Genomic DNA, 17,088 nt, shown 5'->3' with positions numbered 1-17,088 from the left:
CCCAAGACACCTCACCCAGCCCCCAGGTTCCAAGGGGGCGTCTCGTTTTCCACCGTCACGCGGTGCTACAGGGGCAGGAACGCGATTCGGATGCCCGCGGTGAACAGCGCGTGGAAGCCGTCATCCACCGGGGCGAGTCCCTGGTCGCGGGTGCCCACGCCGGTGATGTCCAGCGTCTGCGTCCCGGTGCGCACCGTGTACTGGCCCACGGACGCGGTGATGATGGGCCCCACCGACAGGGACCGCGCCACGCGCACGTCACCGCCCAGCGTGAGGCGCGCGATGGTGGGCCCCCGGTCCGTGACGTGCGTGTCCACGTGCGTGGGGACGAACACGTTCGGCGCGACCTGCAGCTGCGTGTCCCCCTCCACGTGGCTCTTGAGAATCTCCAGGCCCACGCCCAGGCCGATCCACGGATCAAAGCCTGAGCCCGGCCGGATGTGGTAGCGGACCTCCGGCCCCACGCGCCACTGGAAGGTGTCGCAGCTGAAGCCCTCCGGGCACGACAGCTCGTTCCTCTTGGTCAGCACCGGCTCCCAGCTGCCCCACACGCCCAGGTAGAACCGCGGCGTCACCCGGAAGCCCAGCTCCGCGATGATGGGGAAGGAGACCTTCGCGGACGCGGTGATCTTCAGGTCCTCCAGGCCGCCGCCCGGGGCCTGGCCGTTCGTGTAGACGTAGCCCAGGCCGGCGCCGATGTTGCCGCTCACCGCGAACTGCGGCCCGACGCGCCCCTCGGGGTGGTGTCCCCCCGACTTCTGCATCTCCTCCGAACTCATCGTGGTGGTCGCGGTCGACGTGGACGTCTCCGTCTCCGTTTGCGGCTCCGGCTCCTGCGCCCCCGCCGACGTGGCGATACCCAGCGCGGCTGCGAGTGACAGCGTCCAGCGGAACGGCGCATTCATCGAGGTCATCCGGTGCATCCTCCGTGTTCGGGATGGATGCGGACGGAAGCAAGCCGCGCGTGCCGTTAGAAGCCACCCGCCTCCGGCGCGCGCCGCCATTCGACAGACAGACCCCTTCAGCGATCAGTCGCGGACAACCACCCCACCCCACGGGGAGGCAACCTGGCGGGGTGGATGGGAAGCGCACGTGCGGGAGGACCCGGGACGCTGGATGGGCGCCTTCACCGCGATCCTCAATCTAGCAAGTCGGCCCGAAAATCCAACGGGTTGACCCGGCGGTGGCCAGCGTTCACCTTGCCCGCTCCACGAACGCCCACGGGCGGAAAGGAAAGACATCATGGCCGGCCAGGAGCAGGAGCTGTCGCCCGAGGCGCTCGCGCTCATCGCCGAGGAAGAGGCCCTGCTGTCACGCGTCCAGCAGGCGCTGGCGGAGGCGCGCCGTCAGGCCGCGGAACGCACGCTGGACACGCAGGGGCTGATGGCCCAGCTCCAGGTCTTGCGCGACGACGCCACCACGGCGCACGCCGCGGACCTGCCGCACGTCTTCACCCAGATGAACGAGGTGCGCTCCATGCTGGAGCGGCAGGAGGTCGTCGCGCTGCCGGACGCGCACGCCCCCTACTTCGCGCACCTGCGCCTGTCCGGGCCCACGGGCGCGCGCGACTACCTGCTCGGCCGCACCAGCTTCGCCAACCTCTCCGCCGGCGTGCGCGTCATCGACTGGAGGTTCGCCCCCGTCGCCCGCGTCTTCTACAACTACGAGGAGGGCGACGCGTTCGAGGAGTACTTCGGCGACCGGCTCTCCGAAGGCGAAGTGGAGGCGCGCCGGCTGGTCATCATCGAGAAGGGCGTCCTCACCCGCATCAGCACCGGCCCGCACCTGCTCCAGCGCGATGCCCAGGGCCGCTGGCACGCGCGCGGCCGTGACGCGGCCTCCGTGCTCGCGGGCGGCAGCGGCACCGCCGCGCGTCCGGGCTTCCTGGGCGTGGGCCGGGGCGAGACCCACGTGGAGGACGCCTTCGGCGTGACGGCGCTCCTGGACGCGGAGCAGTACGCCGCCGTCAGCACCGGCCCGGAGCAGCCGCTGCTGGTGCTGGGCAGCGCGGGCAGCGGCAAGACGACGGTGGCGCTGCACCGGCTGGCCAAGGTCATCTTCGACGACGCGAAGACATACCCGCAGGCGCGCACCAAGGTCGTCGTCCCGGAGGAGGGCCTGGCCCGGCTCACGCGCCGGCTGCTCGCGCCGCTGGGCCTGGGCAAGGTGTCCGTGGAGACGCTGGAGGCCTGGTCGCTGGCCACCGCGAGAAGCACCTTCAGCGTGCCGGGCATCAAGCTGTCCCCGGACACGCCCGCGCTCGTCTCGCGCTTCAAGCGCCACCCCGCCCTGCGCCGCGCGCTCGCCGGCCGCCTGCCCGTCTTCAAGGGCAAGGCCCTGCCCCCCACGCTGGACCGGCTGCGCATCAAGCTGGCGGACGCGTACATGGACCGCGCCTTCCTGGAGGCCGTGGTGGCGGACGCGAAGGGAGAGCTGCCGCGCACCGTGGTGGCGGAGGTGCTGGAGCACACCCGGCAGCAGACCGCCACGCCGCTGTCGCGCCAGTACAAGGGCTTCGACGAGGACCGGCTCGTCACCGTGGACGGGCGCGCGATTGAAGCGGACACGCCGGACGCGCTCGCGGGCACCGTGGACGCGGACGACCTGCCCGTCCTCATGTTCCTCAAGGCGCAGCGAGGCGCCCTGGGCGCGGAGCGGCTGGCCCACGTGGTGCTGGACGAGGCGGAGGACTTCTCCCTCTTCGAGCTCTTCGTCGTCAGCCAGCTGCTCGGAGACAGCCGCAGCTGCACGCTCGCCGGGGACGAGGTGCAACAGACGACGGCGGGCTTCGCCGGCTGGGACGCCGCCCTGGACGAGCTGGGCATCCGCGACGCCGCCACCTGCCGGCTCCAGGTGTCCTACCGCTGCCCGCGCCCGGTGGTGGAACTGGCGCAGCACGTCCTGGGCACCCAGTCCCCGGCCACCGCCGCGAAGGCCGGCCGCGAGGGCGCCCCCGTGGGCTTCCACCACTTCCCCGACGAGGCCCAGGCGTGGCTCTTCCTGGGAGACGCCCTGCGCGACCTGGTGCTGCGCGAGCCGCACGCGTCGGTGGGCGTCATCGCCAGCAGCCGCGAGGCCGCCCAGTCCTTCCACCGCGTCATCCGGGAGATGCCCTGGGCGAGGCTGGTGCTGGAGGGCGACTTCTCCTTCGAGCCCGGCGTGGACGTGACGGACGTGGACAACGTGAAGGGCCTGGAGTTCGACTACGTCGTCCTGCCGGACGTCACCGCGCGCGCCTACCCCGCGGACGACGAGGCCCGCCGCAGGCTGCACGTGGCCGTCACGCGCTCCTCCCACCAGCTGTGGGTGGCCTCCTCCGCCGTGCGCTCCCCGCTCATCCGCACCTTCCCCGGCGCGGACGCGTTGCTTCAGGGCTGACGGCCGCCGCCCGCGCGCCACTCCTTCTGCCGCTGGGCGTGGGCCTCGCGGCGAGACAGCGCCTCCGACTCCTGGCGGGGAATCTCCGCCAGGCGCGTGCGGTGCATGTTCACGCTCAGCTCCAGCAGGCCCCGGTGCTCCGACGGCAGCTTGTCGCCGTAGTCCTGCAGCATCGTGGTGGCGAAGGCGATGGCGTCCTCGGACACCTGGCGGCGGTGCTCGTAGTACTGGTGCACCTCCTCCTCCGAGGCCTCGTTGGACAGCACCTTGCCGTAGAGCGCGTTCCACTTCGCCTTCACGCCCTCACGGCGGCGCAGCTCCTCCGGGTCCTTCGTGGGCGCGTCCAGTTCGAAGTACAGGTTGCCCGGCAGCTTCGCGCGCAGCGCCTCCAGGTCCACCGGATAGGGGCCGGGCTCCTCGGGCGGCGCCGCCTGCACCTGGGCCGTCGCCGCGCCCACCAGGTCCAGCCCGCCGTCCTTCGCGCGGGGCACCGCCGGCGTGGACGCGAACACGGGCGGCGGCGCGGGAGCCTGCGTCACGGGCGCGGGCGCCGGAGCCGGCGCGGCGTCCTCCGGAGCCTGCCCGCCAAAGACAAGCCACGCCCCCACCGCCAGGACCAGGACTCCCGCCGTGCCCAGGGGCAGCTTCCAACGCGCGTGCGTGCTCATGCCAAGGCCATACCCCGCGCCCCGCATCCGCCGCAACCCGTGTCAGGGCCCGCCAGCGACGCAGCGCACAATTGATACATTTAAAACATAGCCTGATGCGTCAATTCTCAAATCCCAGCTGACGCGCGACGACATTCCCAATCGTTTCGGATGGAATGCTGCACCCGACATGGAATTCACCATTTTCACCGCAAGCGAAGTTTCCCCGCTTACGGCTGATAAACAAAAACGTATCATCCCCGGCCGCAACCCCACTCACTACTCCCCCTTTTGGAGGAAGCCGCATGAGAAGTTTTCTCTGGATGAGCCTTCTGGCCCTCTCCGCCCCCGTGGGCGCCGCGCATGCCGAAGTGCTGGTGGAAGGCATCGTCGACGTGCTGGTGGACGGCGGCAATACCTACCCCTGGCAGAAGGTGGCGCTGCCCGGCCTGAAGTGTGGCAACGGCTCGCAGTACAAGTTCTTCGTGCACAAGACGAACTCGCCCAACCTGCTGTTCATGATGGAGGGCGGTGGCGCGTGCTGGGACTACGATTCCTGTAGCGGCCGCCTGGGCATCCTGGGCGCGGCGAACCCCAACGGCATCGCCGACGACTACATGACGCAGTTCACGGCCAAGTACGTGTCCCCCATCGTCAACGGGGCGGACCCGGGCCTGCCCTTCCGCGACCGCAAGGACATCGTCACCAAGGGCTGGAACATCGTCTACCTGCCCTACTGCACGGGCGACGTGCACATTGGCAACAACGCCAAGACGTACGTGGACACCACCGGCGGCCAGGCGCCGCTGACCTGGTACCACAACGGCTACAACAACACGCTGGCCGCGGCGAACTACGCCAAGCAGAACTTCCCCAGCGTGCAGAAGCTGCTGGTGACGGGCTACAGCGCGGGCGGCACGTCCACCTCCGCCGGGTACTACTTCATCCGCAAGGCCATCAACCCGGCCAAGGGGTACATGATCAACGACTCCGGCCCCATCTTCATGGCGCCGAACGCGAACTCCCTGTCGCGCCCGCTGCACAACCAGATCCGCTCGTCGTGGAACCTGGACTCGGTGTTCAGCCAGCTGCCGGCCAGCTTCACCACCAACGACATGGGCTCCATCAACAAGATGGTGGCCACGGAGTTCCCGAACGATCAGCTCGCGTACACGGGCTACACGCTGGACTACAACTACTCGCGCTATTCGTATGAGCGCTTCAAGACGCCCAACGACCAGGCGTCCATCCACGCGTACTGGAAGCAGGACCAGGATGCGTTCGTGAACGAGCTGAACAAGTACAACAACTTCAGCTATTTCATCCCGCACCACCGCGCCATCAACGCCAGCCACTGCAGCACCATCATCACCTTCGTGGGTGCGCACGCCTGCCAGCGGATGGAGAAGAAGTACTGGTACGAGTACATCGACAGCCCGTGGCAGTCCTGGGCCTGCCACAGCGAGATGGTCCCCATGGACGTCTTCCTGTCGCGCTTCATCAACGGCAACCAGCGCGTCCGCATCTACGAGCCGGCCAACAACTACAACAACGAGGACGCGGGCATGAGCATCCTCGCGCCCCTCATCAACGGCGCGCTCGGCGGGTAGTCCCCACCGTCGTTTCGCTGAAATGAAAACGGGAGCGGGCCCCAGGGGTCCGCTCCCGTTGTCTTTTCCAAGGGCCGCTTCAGGCCGCCCAGGAGGCTTCAGCTGAGGTCGAGCGTGCCCGCGTAGTCGTCGTGGCCGAAGCGGTCCACGTTCACGCCGAAGGCCTGGGCAATAGAGGTGAGCAGCTTGTTGTGCGGCACCGCGCCCTCCAGCGGCGTGCCCGGGCCCTTCCACGAGCCCAGCGGGTCCTTCCCGGCGCGCAGGGACAGCATGCGGCCCATGCGGAACTTCCCGCCCGCGCCGCCCGCCAGCACCGTGGGGATGGACACGTTCATGTGGCCGGCCGCGTCGCCCAGCTCGTTCCCCCACAGGATGACGGTGTTGTCGAGCACCGTGCCGCTGCCCTCCGGGATGGACTTGAGCGTGTCCATCAGCCGCGCCACCTGTTCGGAGTACCACCGCTGCACCGCCACCATGCGCAGGCGGATTTCGGTGCGCGCCGGCTCGGACTGGGTGTCCGTGCGGTGGGCGATGTCGTTGTGGATGTCCTCGTCGATGCCAATCCACGGCATGGACGGGCCGGGGATGGTCATGGTCACCACGCGCGTCAAGTCACACGCGAACGCACGGGCGATGAGGTCCATGTGCAGCTCGGTGAGGGCGGGCATGTTGTCGATGTCGCCCAGGTCGGTGTTGGCGGGCTTCGCCGGCGCGGAGCAGCTGAGCGCGCCGGAGTTGGTGAGCCGCCGCTCGATGTCGCGCAGCGCCGCCAGGTGCGTGTCCAGCTTGGTACCCTCCGCGGCCGCCAGCCGCGACTTCAGCCGGGTGGCGTCCTTGATGAGGTAGTCCAGCAGGCTCTTGCGCTTGGACAGGATGGCCTGCGCCTCCGCCTCGGAGCCGCCCATGCTGGCGAAGAGCCGCTTGTAGACGTTGGCGGGGTTCAGCTCGAACGGCACGCGCGAGCCGTTCTCCGTGAAGGAGATGCTGTTGTAGACGTGCTGGGCGCCGAACTGCTCGAAGGCGTGCAGCTGCAGCGAGCGGAACTGGGTGGAGCCGCCCACCGCGTTGCCAATCACCTGGTCCAGGGACGCGTTGGAGGGCAGCTCGTCACCGCTGGACACCTCCACCTGGCTGCCGGTGAGGAAGGTGACGGGGCCGCCCTCGTGGCCGGTGCGGCCGTGCTCGTAGAGGACGCGGTAGTCCAGGCCGTCCAGCACCAGGAGCTTGTCCCGGTGGCGCTGGAGCGGCTGGAGGACGGAGTTCTCGAAGTCGATGTTGAAATTCGTGTCATTGCCCTTGGGCACCCAGTACTCCGGCAGGAGGCCGTGGGGGGTGAACAGGGCGATGAAGCGCAGGGGCGCGGCGTCCGCCGCTTCGGCGACGGAGCTGGTGAGCAGGTGCGCGAAGGGCGCCGCCATGGCCGTGCCGGACAGGAGCTTCAGGATGCTGCGTCGGGAGAAGTCGCGGGGCATGGAAGTCAAAGCTCAACGGGTGGGCAGACGCCGCTGGGTGAAGGAAGACGAACGCACCAGGCTGACCAGCGCTTCGGTGATTTTCAGGCCATCCGTGCGGTAGGGGCCCGTGCGCATGGCGGCGAGCAGCTCCGCGTCCGAGGCGTGCTCGTCACGCCCCATGGCGTAGCGCACGAACTGCAGCGGTACGCAGTTGGCCAGTTCCTCGCTCGTCGTCAGGTAGCGCGCCAGCTGCGCGCCACCGGTGAAGTTGCCCAGGTTGGTGGTGCCGTCCCTGTCAATCACGGCGCCGCTGGCGTCCACCCTCTTGCCGTTCTCCTCCGTGCGGTGCTGGCCCAGGCCGTCGAAGTCCTCCAGGCCGAAGCCCATGGGGTCGATGACCTTGTGGCAGCTGGCGCACGCGGGGTTGTCGGTGTGCGCCGCGAAGCGCTCGCGGGTGGTGGCGTCCTCCGACAGGGCCGGGGGAATGGTGGACACGTTGGCCGGCGGCGCGGGCACCGTGCGGCACAGCAGGCGCGTGAGCACGAACTTGCCGCGCTTGATGGGCGAGGACGAGTCGAAGTGGGCGTACGTGGACATCACGCCCGCCTGCGTGAGGATGCCCAGGCGCTCCGGCGGCAGCGTCACGCGGCCCAGGCCCGTGGTGTCATCCACGTTGGTGCGCTCCAGCTCGCCGTAGAAGTTCGCCAGCGTCTCGTCCACGAACGAGTAGTTGGCGCCCAGAAGCTCCGCCACGGAGCCCGAGTGCTCCTTCACGATGAAGTCGAGGAAGGCGTCGCGCTCGCGGACCATGGAGTCGCGGAAGTCCACGCTGTAGTCCGGGTACACCAGGTTGTTCTTGTTGACCTTGGCCAGGCCGCCCAGCCCCAGCCACTCCACGAAGAACTGGCGCAGCTTCACCTGCGCGGCCTCCGTCTTGAGCAGGCGGCGCGCCTGGGCCTCGCGCTCGTCGGGCGAGGACAGCGTGCCGGCCTTGGCGGAGGCGAGCAGCGTGGCGTCCGGCGGACCACCGGTCACCATGAAGGACAGCTCGGAGGCGAGCTCGTAGGCGGTCAGCTCCACCACCTGGCCCTTGCGGGCGGTCTCCGGCCCCAGCTCCGTGCGGTACAGGAAGGACGAGGAGGAGAAGAGCGCCTGGAGCACCAGCTCCGCGCCCGTCGCCATGGTGCCGCCCTTCTTGCCCTCGTTGAAGAGGGCCAGCAGGTCCGTCTCCTCCTCCGCCGTCACCGGCCGGCGGAAGGCGCGCTCACCCACGCGCTGGATGAAGGACCGCGCGCACTCGTCCTGCGTCTTGCCCTTGGGGCACGCGTAGAGGTCACTGAGTTGTGACTTGCCCTGCTCCGCCAGCGTCACCGCGGCGGTGTCGAGCTGATCCGCCAGCAGCGACGTCACCTGGAGCCGCTCGTGGGTGGAGAAGCCGAGGATGGTGTCCTCGGCCGCGAAGCCCTGGGCGATGTCCACCTCGGTGCCCAGCACCGCGGAGGCGGACTTGTTGTACTCGTCGCGCGTCAGCCGGCGCACCCGAGCGGGGGCCGCCGCGCTTTCAAGCTCCGCGTCCTGCCCACCGATGTTGCCGGTGCAGGCGGAGGCGGACAGCACGAGAGCGGAGGACAGGTAGAAACGACGCAATGGCATGATGTCTGGCATTCCTCGCATCCGCGCGGCCTGAAGCACCGGCGCACAGGCGACCTGCATTGTACTGGTTGCCCCCCACGCGGACAGGGGCGAATTCATTTCCGCGCGTTTCCACGCTTCCCCAACGAAGAAGCCGCGCTCACGGAGCAGGAAGTGCGAACGCAACGGTCAGGTGCGCACACGGTGCGAAGCGACTCAGGGAGGGACTTCCTCACCTCGCGCCTTCCACCAGTTGTCTCCGTAGCTGATGAAGATCTGCTCACCAGGGTGGATGTCCCGCAGTGCGTGATAACGGAACACATCGCGGTCCTCCGCGCGGCCGTACTCCGCGTTGGGATCGCTCGCGTGATTGTAGATCATCCCGTAGCCCATCACGAGCGCGACCCAGTTCCCATGGCGGTGCTGCTCGTGGCGGTGCCAACTAATCTCGAAAACATAATCGTCGAGCGGTTCGCCCCGGCACAGCCGCTGCGGGACCTTGAGGTAGTGGCACTCCTCGATGAGTTCGCCCGCGGCGATGAAGGTGTCGGTGAAGACGCCCATGCCCCACTCACACGGCCGGACCTTCACGCCGGGATGGAGGAACAGCGCCGGGCCCAGGTTCATGAGTGCTTCGCTCTCGCTTCCAGTGTCGTCCACGCAAGGCGAACCATCGCGCAAGACGGGCAGCCACGGGAAGCGGCGGCGAGGGCACGGAGCCTTCCGCGACTTCCGGAGAAGTCAGCCTGCCTGCCCACCGGCCACGGGGCTGCGGCGGAAGGTGTGGCGCAGCAGGTACAGGCCGGGGAGCAGGGGCAGCCAGAGCGTGAAGCCGCGCAGGAGCAGCGTGCCCGCGAGCGCCGCCTCCACCGGGACGCCGAAGAGGTTGAGCATGCCCACGGACGCGGCCTCATAGGTGCCCACCCCCCCGGGGATGATGGACACCGTCTCCGCCATGGAGGCCACCATGAAGCTGACGAACACGGTGCTCAGGGGCACCTCCTGCCCCAGGGCCTGGAGCATGGCGCCCAGCGTGGCCGCGTCCAGCACGTAGACGCCCAGCTGAAGGAGGACGCCGCGCGCGAGCAGGCCGGGGTTGAGCAGCATGCCGGGCGGCACCTCCGCGATGGCCTTGAGCAGGGTGCCCAGGGACGGGATGCGCCGGGCGAAGCGGCCCGGCCTCCACTCGCGGTGCCGCGTGGCCCAGAGGATGCCCAGCGGGATGATCAACGCCACCACGCCGAAGCCGGTGACGAGCCATTGGATCCAATCGTTCAGCTCGGACCTGCGCCAGAGGAGGTAGAGGCTCACGCCCACACCCAGCGCCTGCGCGACGTAGAAGCACAGCACCGTGAGCAGCACCGCGCCCGCGGCGATGCCGGGGTTCGCACCCTGGCGGCGCAGCCCGCGGCCCACGAGCAGCGACCCGCCCACGCCGCCGGTGGGAATCACCTGGTCGAACGCGAGCTTCATCAGCGACAGCCGCGCCAGCGACCAGAGCGAGGTCTTGATGCGCGCCCGGTGCAGGACCATCCACCAGATGCCCGCCACGCACAGGTACGTGCCCACCTGGCACGCGGCGGCCACCAGCAGCCACGCGGGCCGGGCCTGCCTCAACAGCTCCAGGAACTGCTTCTCCTCGTTGTGCCGCGAGAGGATGAACGCCAGGAGCGCGACGAGCACCAGCACCCCTGGAATCCACCAGCCCCGCCGTCGCTTCGCTGGCACCTCCAGCGGCTCTTCCAGGGTGGGGATGGGTCCGGCGCGAGTGCCCTCCATGCGTCTCCTTCCGGGGAATGGGCTGGCTTCCGGAAGGATGCGCTTCGCGGCCCCGTGGGGCAGGTCCTGAAGCATGGCGGCCTGCCTGCCCTCCATGCGGGCGGGCAGGGGCTCCAGGCCCCGGCGACTTCCAGAGGGCCCTCTTCAGCGGGCGCAGTCGCCCGTCACCTGCGGGGCCGCCGCGCCATTGACGGTGTTGCCGCTGAAGGTGTTACCGGCGCCCAGCACGAGCTCGGTGGCGTCGCCGCTGCCCCGGTTGCAGACGATGACGCCCCCGGCGCCAGCCTGGTTGCCGGTGAAGGTGTTGCCGCGCAGGGTGACGCCCGCGTTGGGCACGTCCTCCAGGTAGAGCGCCGCGCCGGGCCCTCGCACGGCGGCGTTGTTCTCGAAGACGTTGTTCTCGATGAGGTCGTGGTCGGACTGGAAGTAGTGCAGCGCTCCTCCGCCGCCCAGGTCGTAGTGGTTCGTGCCGTTGGGCCACACCTCGTAGGTGCGCGGCTGGAGCGCGTTGGACCGGCTGCCCCGGAAGGCGGACAGCGTGTTGTTCCGGAAGGTGTTGCCGCGCACGATGGAGTTGCGCCCGTGGGTGACGCACATCGCGCCGCCGCCGGACGTGGCCCCGTCGCCGGTGGCGAACCGGTCGATGTCGCGGGTGCGGTTGTTCTCGAAGACGGTGTCCGTCACCACCGAGCCGTCGGTGAACATCAGGTCCAGCGCGCCGCACTTGCCGGAGGATTCGTTGTCACGGAAGAGCGAGTGCTCGATGGTGACCGGCCCCGGGTAGTAGGCCCACAGCGCGCCGCGCGTGCGGTCCCGGTCGCCGTTGTAGTCGTTCTTGCGCACCTTCTCGAAGACCATGTGCCGGAAGACGGGGTCGCCGTCTCCCTTGGACTGGTCTCCGAAGAAGTTCATGCCCCACCAGCCGTGGGGATTGGTGGAGGTAAACGTCACCGGAGCGCTGGCGGTGCCCTGCACCAGGATGCGGCCGTACACGCGCAGCTCCACGCGGCCGTTCTGGTGGTTCATCACGTCCTGCGCGCCGTCGCGCACGTCCGCCTCCGTCACGGCGGGGTTGCCCTTGAAGTCGATGACCACGCCCGGCTCCACCGTCGTCGTCTGCCCCTTGGGGATGGTGACGACGTACTGGACGTTGCCCACGACGCGGTACGGAGAACCGGCCAGCGTCAGGCGCGCGGGAAGCGTGCCCGTCACCTGCGTGCCGCCGTCCGCTGGGATGACCACGCCTCCGTCGGCGGTGCCCGCGTCCGGGGTACCGGCATCGGACGCCCCCGCGTCAGCCGTGCCCGCGTCGCGGTCCGGAGTCCCCGAGTCGGCTGTTCCCGCGTCAGCCGTGCCCGCATCGGACGTGCCTGCGTCGCGGTCCGGGGTGCCGCTGTCGGGCACGATGCCCGACGGCACCTCTGCAACCGGTTCGACTTCGCCGGAGCACCCCACCCCGCCTCCCAGCAGGCAGAGGATGGACAGGACGGTGTGGAGCGTGGCGGGGCGGTTCATGGTCTCTCTTCCCGGAAGCGGTCTGGTAGAAGCCCGCGCATGTCCGATGACATCCTCGTGCTGGCGTACTCCGGATGTGACACCTGCAAGAAGGCGCTGAAGTGGCTGGAGGCGCGAGGCGTCTCCTACACGACGCGCCCCATCGTGGACCAGCCGCCCACCGTGGCGGAGCTGCGCCAGTGGATTCCCCAAAGCGGCCTGTCCGTGCGCAAGTGGCTCAACACCAGCGGGCAGAGCTACCGCGCGCTCGGCAAGGAGAAGATAGACGCAGCCTCCGACACGGAGCTGGTGGAGTGGCTGGCGAAGGACGGGAAGCTGGTGAAGCGGCCCGTGCTCGTCACGAAGAAGGCCGTCACCGTGGGATTCAAGCCGGAGGCCTACGAGGCGCTCTTCCCCCTTCACGGGTCCTGAGGGCGGGCGGGCGGACGAGCCCCCGTCCGACCGTCGTCGCGTGCGGGGCCGGTTGCCACCTTGAGTGGGCATGGAAATCGGAACCAGACGCCCGTTGGGGGAGATCCTCCTGGAGCTGGGAGTGGTCGACAAAGGCCAGCTCCGCCTGGGGCTGGTGCACCACCACGAGGTCCATGTCCCGCTGGGCCGCGCCCTGGTGAGCGAGGGCGTGTGCACGGAGGCGGACGTCCTGCGCGGGCTGGCCATCCAGTTCGACGTGGAGGCCGTGGACCTGGACCGGCATCCGCTCGACCGCGCCCTGACCAGACTGGTGCCCGCGCGCATCGCCCGGCAGTACGGCGTCGTGCCGCTGCGGCTGGAGACGCGCGAGGACAAGGAGGTCCTGCACCTGGCCGTTCCCGCGCCCCTGTCGCTGGACGCGGTGGATGACGTGCGGGCCGTGTCCGGCAAGGCACGCGTGGAGCCGCACCTGGCCTCCGACGGCGCCCTGTCCCGCGCGCTCAGCGCCCTCTATGGCATCCGCGAGACGGCCGGGGCCGCGCAGGAGCCGCCCCGCCCCGCCGTGCCCAGCCCGCCGCTGATGCTCTACGGCTGGCCGCCCGTGACCGCGGTGCTCATCTCCCGCACGCTGGCGCGCAACGGCATCCCGTCGCGCGTCGCCACGCCGCTGGAAGTGCTGCACACGCGCGACAACGACGTGGTGCTCGCCCCCCTCCAGGCCATGGAGGGGCTGCTCGCGGGCGAGGTCCACATCGAGGGCGCGCTCATCGTCCACGGGACGTCGGACGACGAGGGCTTCGAAAGGGCGCGCAAGCTGGGGGCGCGCGGCTTCCTGGCCAACCCGCGCGACGAGGAGCTGCTCCTGCGCGCCGTGCGCAGGCTGCGTCCCGACTCGGGCAGCGAGAGTTCCTGGCCGCGCCACTCCTGACGCGGGAGGGCCGCTACGGCTTCGTGGGAGCTTCCGGAGCCGCCGGGGCTACCGGAGCCAGGGCCTGCATCGCCGGCTTCACCGGAGCGCCAGCGGGGCGCGTGGTGTGCTGCTCCTCCGGCTCCGGGTGCTCCAGGCCCAGCACGCCCAGCACCTCCGGGTACACCTTGTTCGCGAAGTAGCGCCCGCCGGCCACGGTGAAGTGCACGCCGTCCGTCATGCGCAGGCGCATGGGCTTGCGGAAGCCCTCCACGCGGGCCTGCTTCAGCGCCTTGCCGCGCGCGTCGGTGAAGTAGGGCCGCGTGTCCAGGTGCACGGCGTCCCCGCGCGCGGCGATGACCTCCCGCTGCAGGTCGCGGATCACCGCGAGCTTCTGCTCGAAGCGCTGGCGGCCCGTGGCGGGCAGCTCCAGCCAGACGATCTTGCGGCCCGGCGCGGAGATGGCCGTGACGAAGTCCGACAGCCGCTGGCGGTATTCGCCCTGCCAGTCCGGCTTGCCCCAGGCCACGGTGGCGCGCCCCTGCCGCGTGTGCAGGGCCTGCCCGTCGTTGCCGCCCAGGATGACCACCACGACGTCCGGCTGGTGCTGCTGCACCTCCTGCTGGCCCACCTCCAGCCAGTCGAAGAAGTCCGGGCGCGCGAGGCCCGTGGACGACTTCGCGCGGCGCTCACAGCGGATGCGAGGGTGCGCGGAGAGCTGGTTCTGGAGGTACTCGCCGAAGCCCGTGGCGATGAGGCTGTCACCCAACAACAGCACGGTGCGGCGGGGCGCGGGCGCCGGAGCGGCGGCCTGGGCCGGAGCGGTGGGCAGTACGGGCGAGGCGTTCAGCCCGGGGACGGAGTCCGCGGCGGCCTGTGCCGAGGTGGACAGGAACGCCAGGAAGAGGAGCGCGCGAAGAGGACGGGTCGACATCGGCGGAGGCGAAACTACTTCCCGCGCCCGCATCCGTACACCCCCCCGCCGGGCGGGTAAATCCGTTGTACCGGGCGCGGCTTGTCAAGGCCGCGTGCGGCGTCAGGCCGCGCTGCCCACGTCCGCGCCGAGCCCCCGGGCCGTCAGCACCGCGAGCCCCGCGGGCGCGAGCGCCTGGAGCCACGGCGTGAGCAGCCGCGCGCACTCCTCCGGGTGTGAGAAATAGGGAACGTGTCCCGCGCCGCGCAGCAGGTGCCGGGGCGTGCCCTCCGGCAGCGACGCGGCCAATCGCTCCAGCGAGGACGGCGGCACCAGCACATCGCGGTCACCCTGGATGCAAAGACATGACACGTTCAGCGGGCGCAGATCCGGCGGCGGCGGCTCCGCGTGGATGGAGAACGCGCGCCGCAGCGTCGTCAGCCGCTCCAGCATCGTGGTGGGCACCACGTCCGCCACCTGATGGGAGGCCACCGGGCGCCACGCCGCCAGCGACGCCGCGACGCGCCCGGGACGCCCCAGCACCGCGATGGGGCCCATCATCGCGATGAGCCTTCCGCGAGGCCCCACGTGCTCGGTGCGGGTGAAGGCCCCCAGAAACGCCACGCCGCGCGTCGCGCCGCCCGCGGCCAGGTGCGCCGCCACCATGCCGCCAAAGGAGCTGGCCACCACCGCGTCCACCTTCCCCGTGACGCGCAGCACCTGCTCCGCCAGGGCCCTCGCGCCGCACGCGGCATGCTCGCCTTCCGGGTACTCGACCATGACGGGACGCGCCACGTCCGTCAGCCGCAGGGCCAGTTCACGAAAGCCCGATCCACGCGCACCCAGCCCGGGCAACAAGAGGACGCGAGGTCCCTCGTCATTCCCTGCCATGTCCGTCAGCTCCACCGTGCGCCGCATGTCTCTCGCTTTCCTTGAAACGCGCCAAAGAACAACGCTGGCCCCCTGGGTCCGCCCGCTCCCACCGGGTGGCCCGCACGACCCACGGCCCGAGGGAAGTGCTCCCGGTCCCTCGCTTGCCATGACGGAGAGTGATACATGATTCATCCCACCACCCTTTTCCACCGACACGATTCGCAGTGTCCGGAAGCCAAGGATTTTCGCGTCCGGCGTTCTGACATCGAGGGGGCGAGGGGTTAAGAATGGTCACCGTGAATCTGCATGCCTTCGGGGAGTTTGTTCGCAAGCATCGTCCGGCCCTGGAGGTTCGGGCCGCGAAGCTTTGCGCTGGGAGTGCGGTCGACTCCACGGAGCTGGTAGGCGAGACGCTGGAGCGCGCCCTGTCCGTGTTCGAGCGGCTTCAGGACCAGGACACCGCCGCCGTGGCGCAGTGGCTGGATGGCGCCATGAGCCGCTGCTTCGCGCGGATGGGCGGACAGCTGCCGGACACGCGCGCCGCGGCGCCGGACCTCCAGCAGACGTTCGACCTGCTGCGTGCGCGTTTCCGTGAGGTGTACGCGCAGCCGGCGTTCGGCAAGAGCGCGGGCGTCCCTGGCGGCTGGCGGATGTAACAAGTCCCGCGCCCTGTGTTTCAGGGCGCCGGGCGGTGGCCGGACAGCGTCTCCACGTAGGACGCGGCCACCCGGAGGAAGCGGCCCCCACGCACGCCGGTGAGGTACTGGCGCTTCATCGCGCGGGTGGCCCCCACGTAGAACATCGCGCGGCGGATGCGTTCGTTCTCGCGGTCGTTGCGCTGGCGGGCGCCCGCCATCCACGCCTCGATGGAGTCCAGGGCCTCCAGTCCCGCGAAGAAGACGATGGGGCACTCGTGGCCCTTGCAGGAGAACACCGTGGTGGCGCGCACGTGGTCCACGCCGCTCACCCGGAAGTCCGTCACGTCCCGTCCGCCCTTGCCGCCGTAGGCCTCCGCGGGCACGCCCGCCTTGCGCAGGGCGTCCGTGAACGACGCGGGCATCACCGGCGCCACCACCAGGATGTCGCCGGGGTGGACGCCCTCCTCGCCCACGAGCCGGGCGATCTCCTTCGCCACCCAGCGCGCCTCGCTGGTGCTGGAGGCGAAGTCCTTCACCTGGGGCAGCACGCCGCCGCGCTCGGTGGACTGCACGCGGTAGAGGCCTTCCAGCGTCTCCTCCGGCAGCCACAGGAGCCGCTCGCGGGCCAGCTCTCCGGCCTTCATGTATTCGCGCATGCCGGGGTCGGTGACGCGGTGCTGGCGCAGCGGATCCAGCACGACGTTGAAGGCCACGTCGAGGATGTCGCGCGTGGCGCGGAAGGTCTCCTTGAGCACGCGGGTGCGGCCGCGGAAGGACAGCCCTTCGGGGAGCTGCTCCTTCAAGCTGTCGATGGGCACCTGGCCATAGACGTTCTGCGAGTCGTCCATGAACAGCTGGAAGCAGCGGGACTCGCGACCGTCCTCGCCCACGATGGGGCGCACCAGCGCGTGCAGGGCCGCCAGGCCCTTGGCGTCCATGTCCTGCGCCTCGTCCACGAAGACGGCGTCGAAGGCGTGGGGCTCCAGGCGCCGGAGCGCGCCCACGTGCTTCACCGTCACCTGGGCCCTGAGCGGGCGCACCTGCTCCGGGCCCGCGCGCACGGTGAGCGCCTCCATGAGCAGCTTGTCCACGAGCGGCGCGAGCGAGCGGTTGTAGAAGGACACCAGCACCCGGGCGCGCGGGTTCTCCAGCAGGTAGCGCGCGGCCCAGTGCGCCAGCACGTACGTCTTGCCGCTGCCGGCCACGCCGCGCACCAGGTGGTGGCCGTCGTCGAAGCGGCGCTCGAAGAGGGACACCTGCTCCTGCGTGAAGAGGGGGCCGGTGTCCTTGCCGCCCGCGATTTCGCCGCCCAGGCCCACGGGCACCAGCGG

General features: G+C 70.0%; 15 protein-coding genes. 5 read left to right on the top strand and 10 right to left on the bottom strand.

Features of this window, described 5'->3' with window-relative positions; all coding sequences use genetic code 11:
• Positions 1-65 precede the first annotated feature (65 nt).
• Positions 66-914: a hypothetical protein gene (locus D7V80_RS00075; RefSeq protein ID WP_120586226.1), complete on the bottom strand. Its 849-nt coding sequence runs from the start codon at positions 912-914 to the stop codon at positions 66-68.
• A gap of 328 nt (positions 915-1,242) precedes the next feature.
• Here D7V80_RS00075 and D7V80_RS00070 point away from each other — a divergent pair, with 328 nt between their 5' ends.
• Positions 1,243-3,378: an ATP-binding domain-containing protein gene (locus tag D7V80_RS00070; RefSeq protein WP_120586225.1), complete on the top strand. Its 2,136-nt coding sequence runs from the start codon at positions 1,243-1,245 to the stop codon at positions 3,376-3,378.
• Here D7V80_RS00070 and D7V80_RS00065 read toward each other — a convergent pair.
• The gene (locus D7V80_RS00065) at positions 3,369-4,046 is read right to left on the bottom strand and encodes a hypothetical protein (RefSeq protein ID WP_120586224.1); all 678 of its coding nucleotides are present in this window, start codon (positions 4,044-4,046) and stop codon (positions 3,369-3,371) included. The genes D7V80_RS00070 and D7V80_RS00065 overlap by 10 nt on opposite strands.
• 302 nt (positions 4,047-4,348) lie before the next feature.
• Here D7V80_RS00065 and D7V80_RS00060 point away from each other — a divergent pair, with 302 nt between their 5' ends.
• The gene (locus D7V80_RS00060; RefSeq protein WP_304986792.1) at positions 4,349-5,635 is read left to right on the top strand and encodes a pectin acetylesterase-family hydrolase; all 1,287 of its coding nucleotides are present in this window, start codon (positions 4,349-4,351) and stop codon (positions 5,633-5,635) included.
• Between the two features lie 98 nt (positions 5,636-5,733).
• On the opposite strand, the gene D7V80_RS00055 is transcribed toward D7V80_RS00060, so the two are convergent.
• From D7V80_RS00055 to D7V80_RS00035, 5 genes are all read right to left on the bottom strand, one after another.
• Positions 5,734-7,107, bottom strand: a complete 1,374-nt coding sequence (locus D7V80_RS00055; protein WP_120586222.1) for a DUF1552 domain-containing protein — start codon at positions 7,105-7,107, stop codon at positions 5,734-5,736.
• A 12-nt stretch (positions 7,108-7,119) separates the two neighbouring features.
• On the bottom strand, positions 7,120-8,742 hold the full coding sequence (locus D7V80_RS00050; protein WP_233585040.1) for a DUF1592 domain-containing protein: 1,623 nt from the start codon (positions 8,740-8,742) through the stop codon (positions 7,120-7,122).
• A 195-nt stretch (positions 8,743-8,937) separates the two neighbouring features.
• Complete coding sequence (locus D7V80_RS00045; protein WP_233585039.1) at positions 8,938-9,381, bottom strand: SET domain-containing protein-lysine N-methyltransferase; 444 nt, start codon at positions 9,379-9,381, stop codon at positions 8,938-8,940.
• 81 nt (positions 9,382-9,462) lie between these two features.
• On the bottom strand, positions 9,463-10,500 hold the full coding sequence (locus tag D7V80_RS00040) for a lysylphosphatidylglycerol synthase transmembrane domain-containing protein (RefSeq protein ID WP_120586219.1): 1,038 nt from the start codon (positions 10,498-10,500) through the stop codon (positions 9,463-9,465).
• 144 nt (positions 10,501-10,644) lie between these two features.
• A complete protein-coding gene (locus D7V80_RS00035; RefSeq protein ID WP_120586218.1) occupies positions 10,645-12,015 on the bottom strand; it encodes a right-handed parallel beta-helix repeat-containing protein in 1,371 nt (456 codons plus the stop codon).
• Positions 12,016-12,054: 39 nt separating this feature from the next.
• Here D7V80_RS00035 and D7V80_RS00030 point away from each other — a divergent pair, with 39 nt between their 5' ends.
• A complete protein-coding gene (locus D7V80_RS00030; protein ID WP_120586217.1) occupies positions 12,055-12,426 on the top strand; it encodes a Spx/MgsR family RNA polymerase-binding regulatory protein in 372 nt (123 codons plus the stop codon).
• Positions 12,427-12,496: 70 nt separating this feature from the next.
• Positions 12,497-13,354 carry a general secretion pathway protein GspE gene (locus D7V80_RS00025; protein ID WP_120586216.1) on the top strand — a complete coding sequence of 286 codons (858 nt, stop codon included), beginning with the start codon at positions 12,497-12,499 and terminating at the stop codon, positions 13,352-13,354.
• A 13-nt stretch (positions 13,355-13,367) separates the two neighbouring features.
• Here D7V80_RS00025 and D7V80_RS00020 read toward each other — a convergent pair whose 3' ends face one another.
• Complete coding sequence (locus D7V80_RS00020) at positions 13,368-14,267, bottom strand: DUF459 domain-containing protein (RefSeq protein WP_120586215.1); 900 nt, start codon at positions 14,265-14,267, stop codon at positions 13,368-13,370.
• Between the two features lie 102 nt (positions 14,268-14,369).
• Positions 14,370-15,164, bottom strand: coding sequence for an alpha/beta fold hydrolase (locus D7V80_RS00015; RefSeq protein WP_014394926.1), 795 nt, complete (start codon positions 15,162-15,164; stop codon positions 14,370-14,372).
• A 242-nt stretch (positions 15,165-15,406) separates the two neighbouring features.
• Between D7V80_RS00015 and D7V80_RS00010 the strand changes: the two genes are divergently transcribed.
• A complete protein-coding gene (locus D7V80_RS00010; RefSeq protein ID WP_120586214.1) occupies positions 15,407-15,775 on the top strand; it encodes a hypothetical protein in 369 nt (122 codons plus the stop codon).
• 20 nt (positions 15,776-15,795) lie between these two features.
• Here the strand turns inward: D7V80_RS00010 and D7V80_RS00005 are convergent.
• Positions 15,796-17,088 (bottom strand): AAA family ATPase (locus D7V80_RS00005; RefSeq protein WP_120586213.1); only part of this gene is annotated, 1,293 nt, incomplete at its 5' end.

This window comes from Corallococcus sp. CA054B (assembly GCF_003611625.1).
GTDB lineage: Bacteria > Myxococcota > Myxococcia > Myxococcales > Myxococcaceae > Corallococcus > Corallococcus coralloides.
Note: the sequence above shows the minus strand (reverse complement) of the source record. Positions and strands in the feature narration are given on the sequence as shown.

Bases quoted from the DNA above. Each gene is read 5' to 3' on its own strand.
- D7V80_RS00025 (WP_120586216.1), top strand. From the start codon at position 12,497: ATGGAAATCGGAACCAGACGCCCGTTGGGGGAGATCCTCCTGGAGCTG.
- D7V80_RS00040 (WP_120586219.1), bottom strand. From the start codon at position 10,500: ATGGAGGGCACTCGCGCCGGACCCATCCCCACCCTGGAAGAGCCGCTG.
- D7V80_RS00010 (WP_120586214.1), top strand. From the start codon at position 15,407: ATGGTCACCGTGAATCTGCATGCCTTCGGGGAGTTTGTTCGCAAGCAT.
- D7V80_RS00055 (WP_120586222.1), bottom strand. From the start codon at position 7,107: ATGCCCCGCGACTTCTCCCGACGCAGCATCCTGAAGCTCCTGTCCGGC.
- D7V80_RS00020 (WP_120586215.1), bottom strand. From the start codon at position 14,267: ATGTCGACCCGTCCTCTTCGCGCGCTCCTCTTCCTGGCGTTCCTGTCC.
- D7V80_RS00015 (WP_014394926.1), bottom strand. From the start codon at position 15,164: ATGCGGCGCACGGTGGAGCTGACGGACATGGCAGGGAATGACGAGGGA.
- D7V80_RS00030 (WP_120586217.1), top strand. From the start codon at position 12,055: ATGTCCGATGACATCCTCGTGCTGGCGTACTCCGGATGTGACACCTGC.
- D7V80_RS00075 (WP_120586226.1), bottom strand. From the start codon at position 914: ATGACCTCGATGAATGCGCCGTTCCGCTGGACGCTGTCACTCGCAGCC.
- D7V80_RS00050 (WP_233585040.1), bottom strand. From the start codon at position 8,742: ATGCCATTGCGTCGTTTCTACCTGTCCTCCGCTCTCGTGCTGTCCGCC.
- D7V80_RS00035 (WP_120586218.1), bottom strand. From the start codon at position 12,015: ATGAACCGCCCCGCCACGCTCCACACCGTCCTGTCCATCCTCTGCCTG.
- D7V80_RS00060 (WP_304986792.1), top strand. From the start codon at position 4,349: ATGAGCCTTCTGGCCCTCTCCGCCCCCGTGGGCGCCGCGCATGCCGAA.
- D7V80_RS00070 (WP_120586225.1), top strand. From the start codon at position 1,243: ATGGCCGGCCAGGAGCAGGAGCTGTCGCCCGAGGCGCTCGCGCTCATC.
- D7V80_RS00065 (WP_120586224.1), bottom strand. From the start codon at position 4,046: ATGAGCACGCACGCGCGTTGGAAGCTGCCCCTGGGCACGGCGGGAGTC.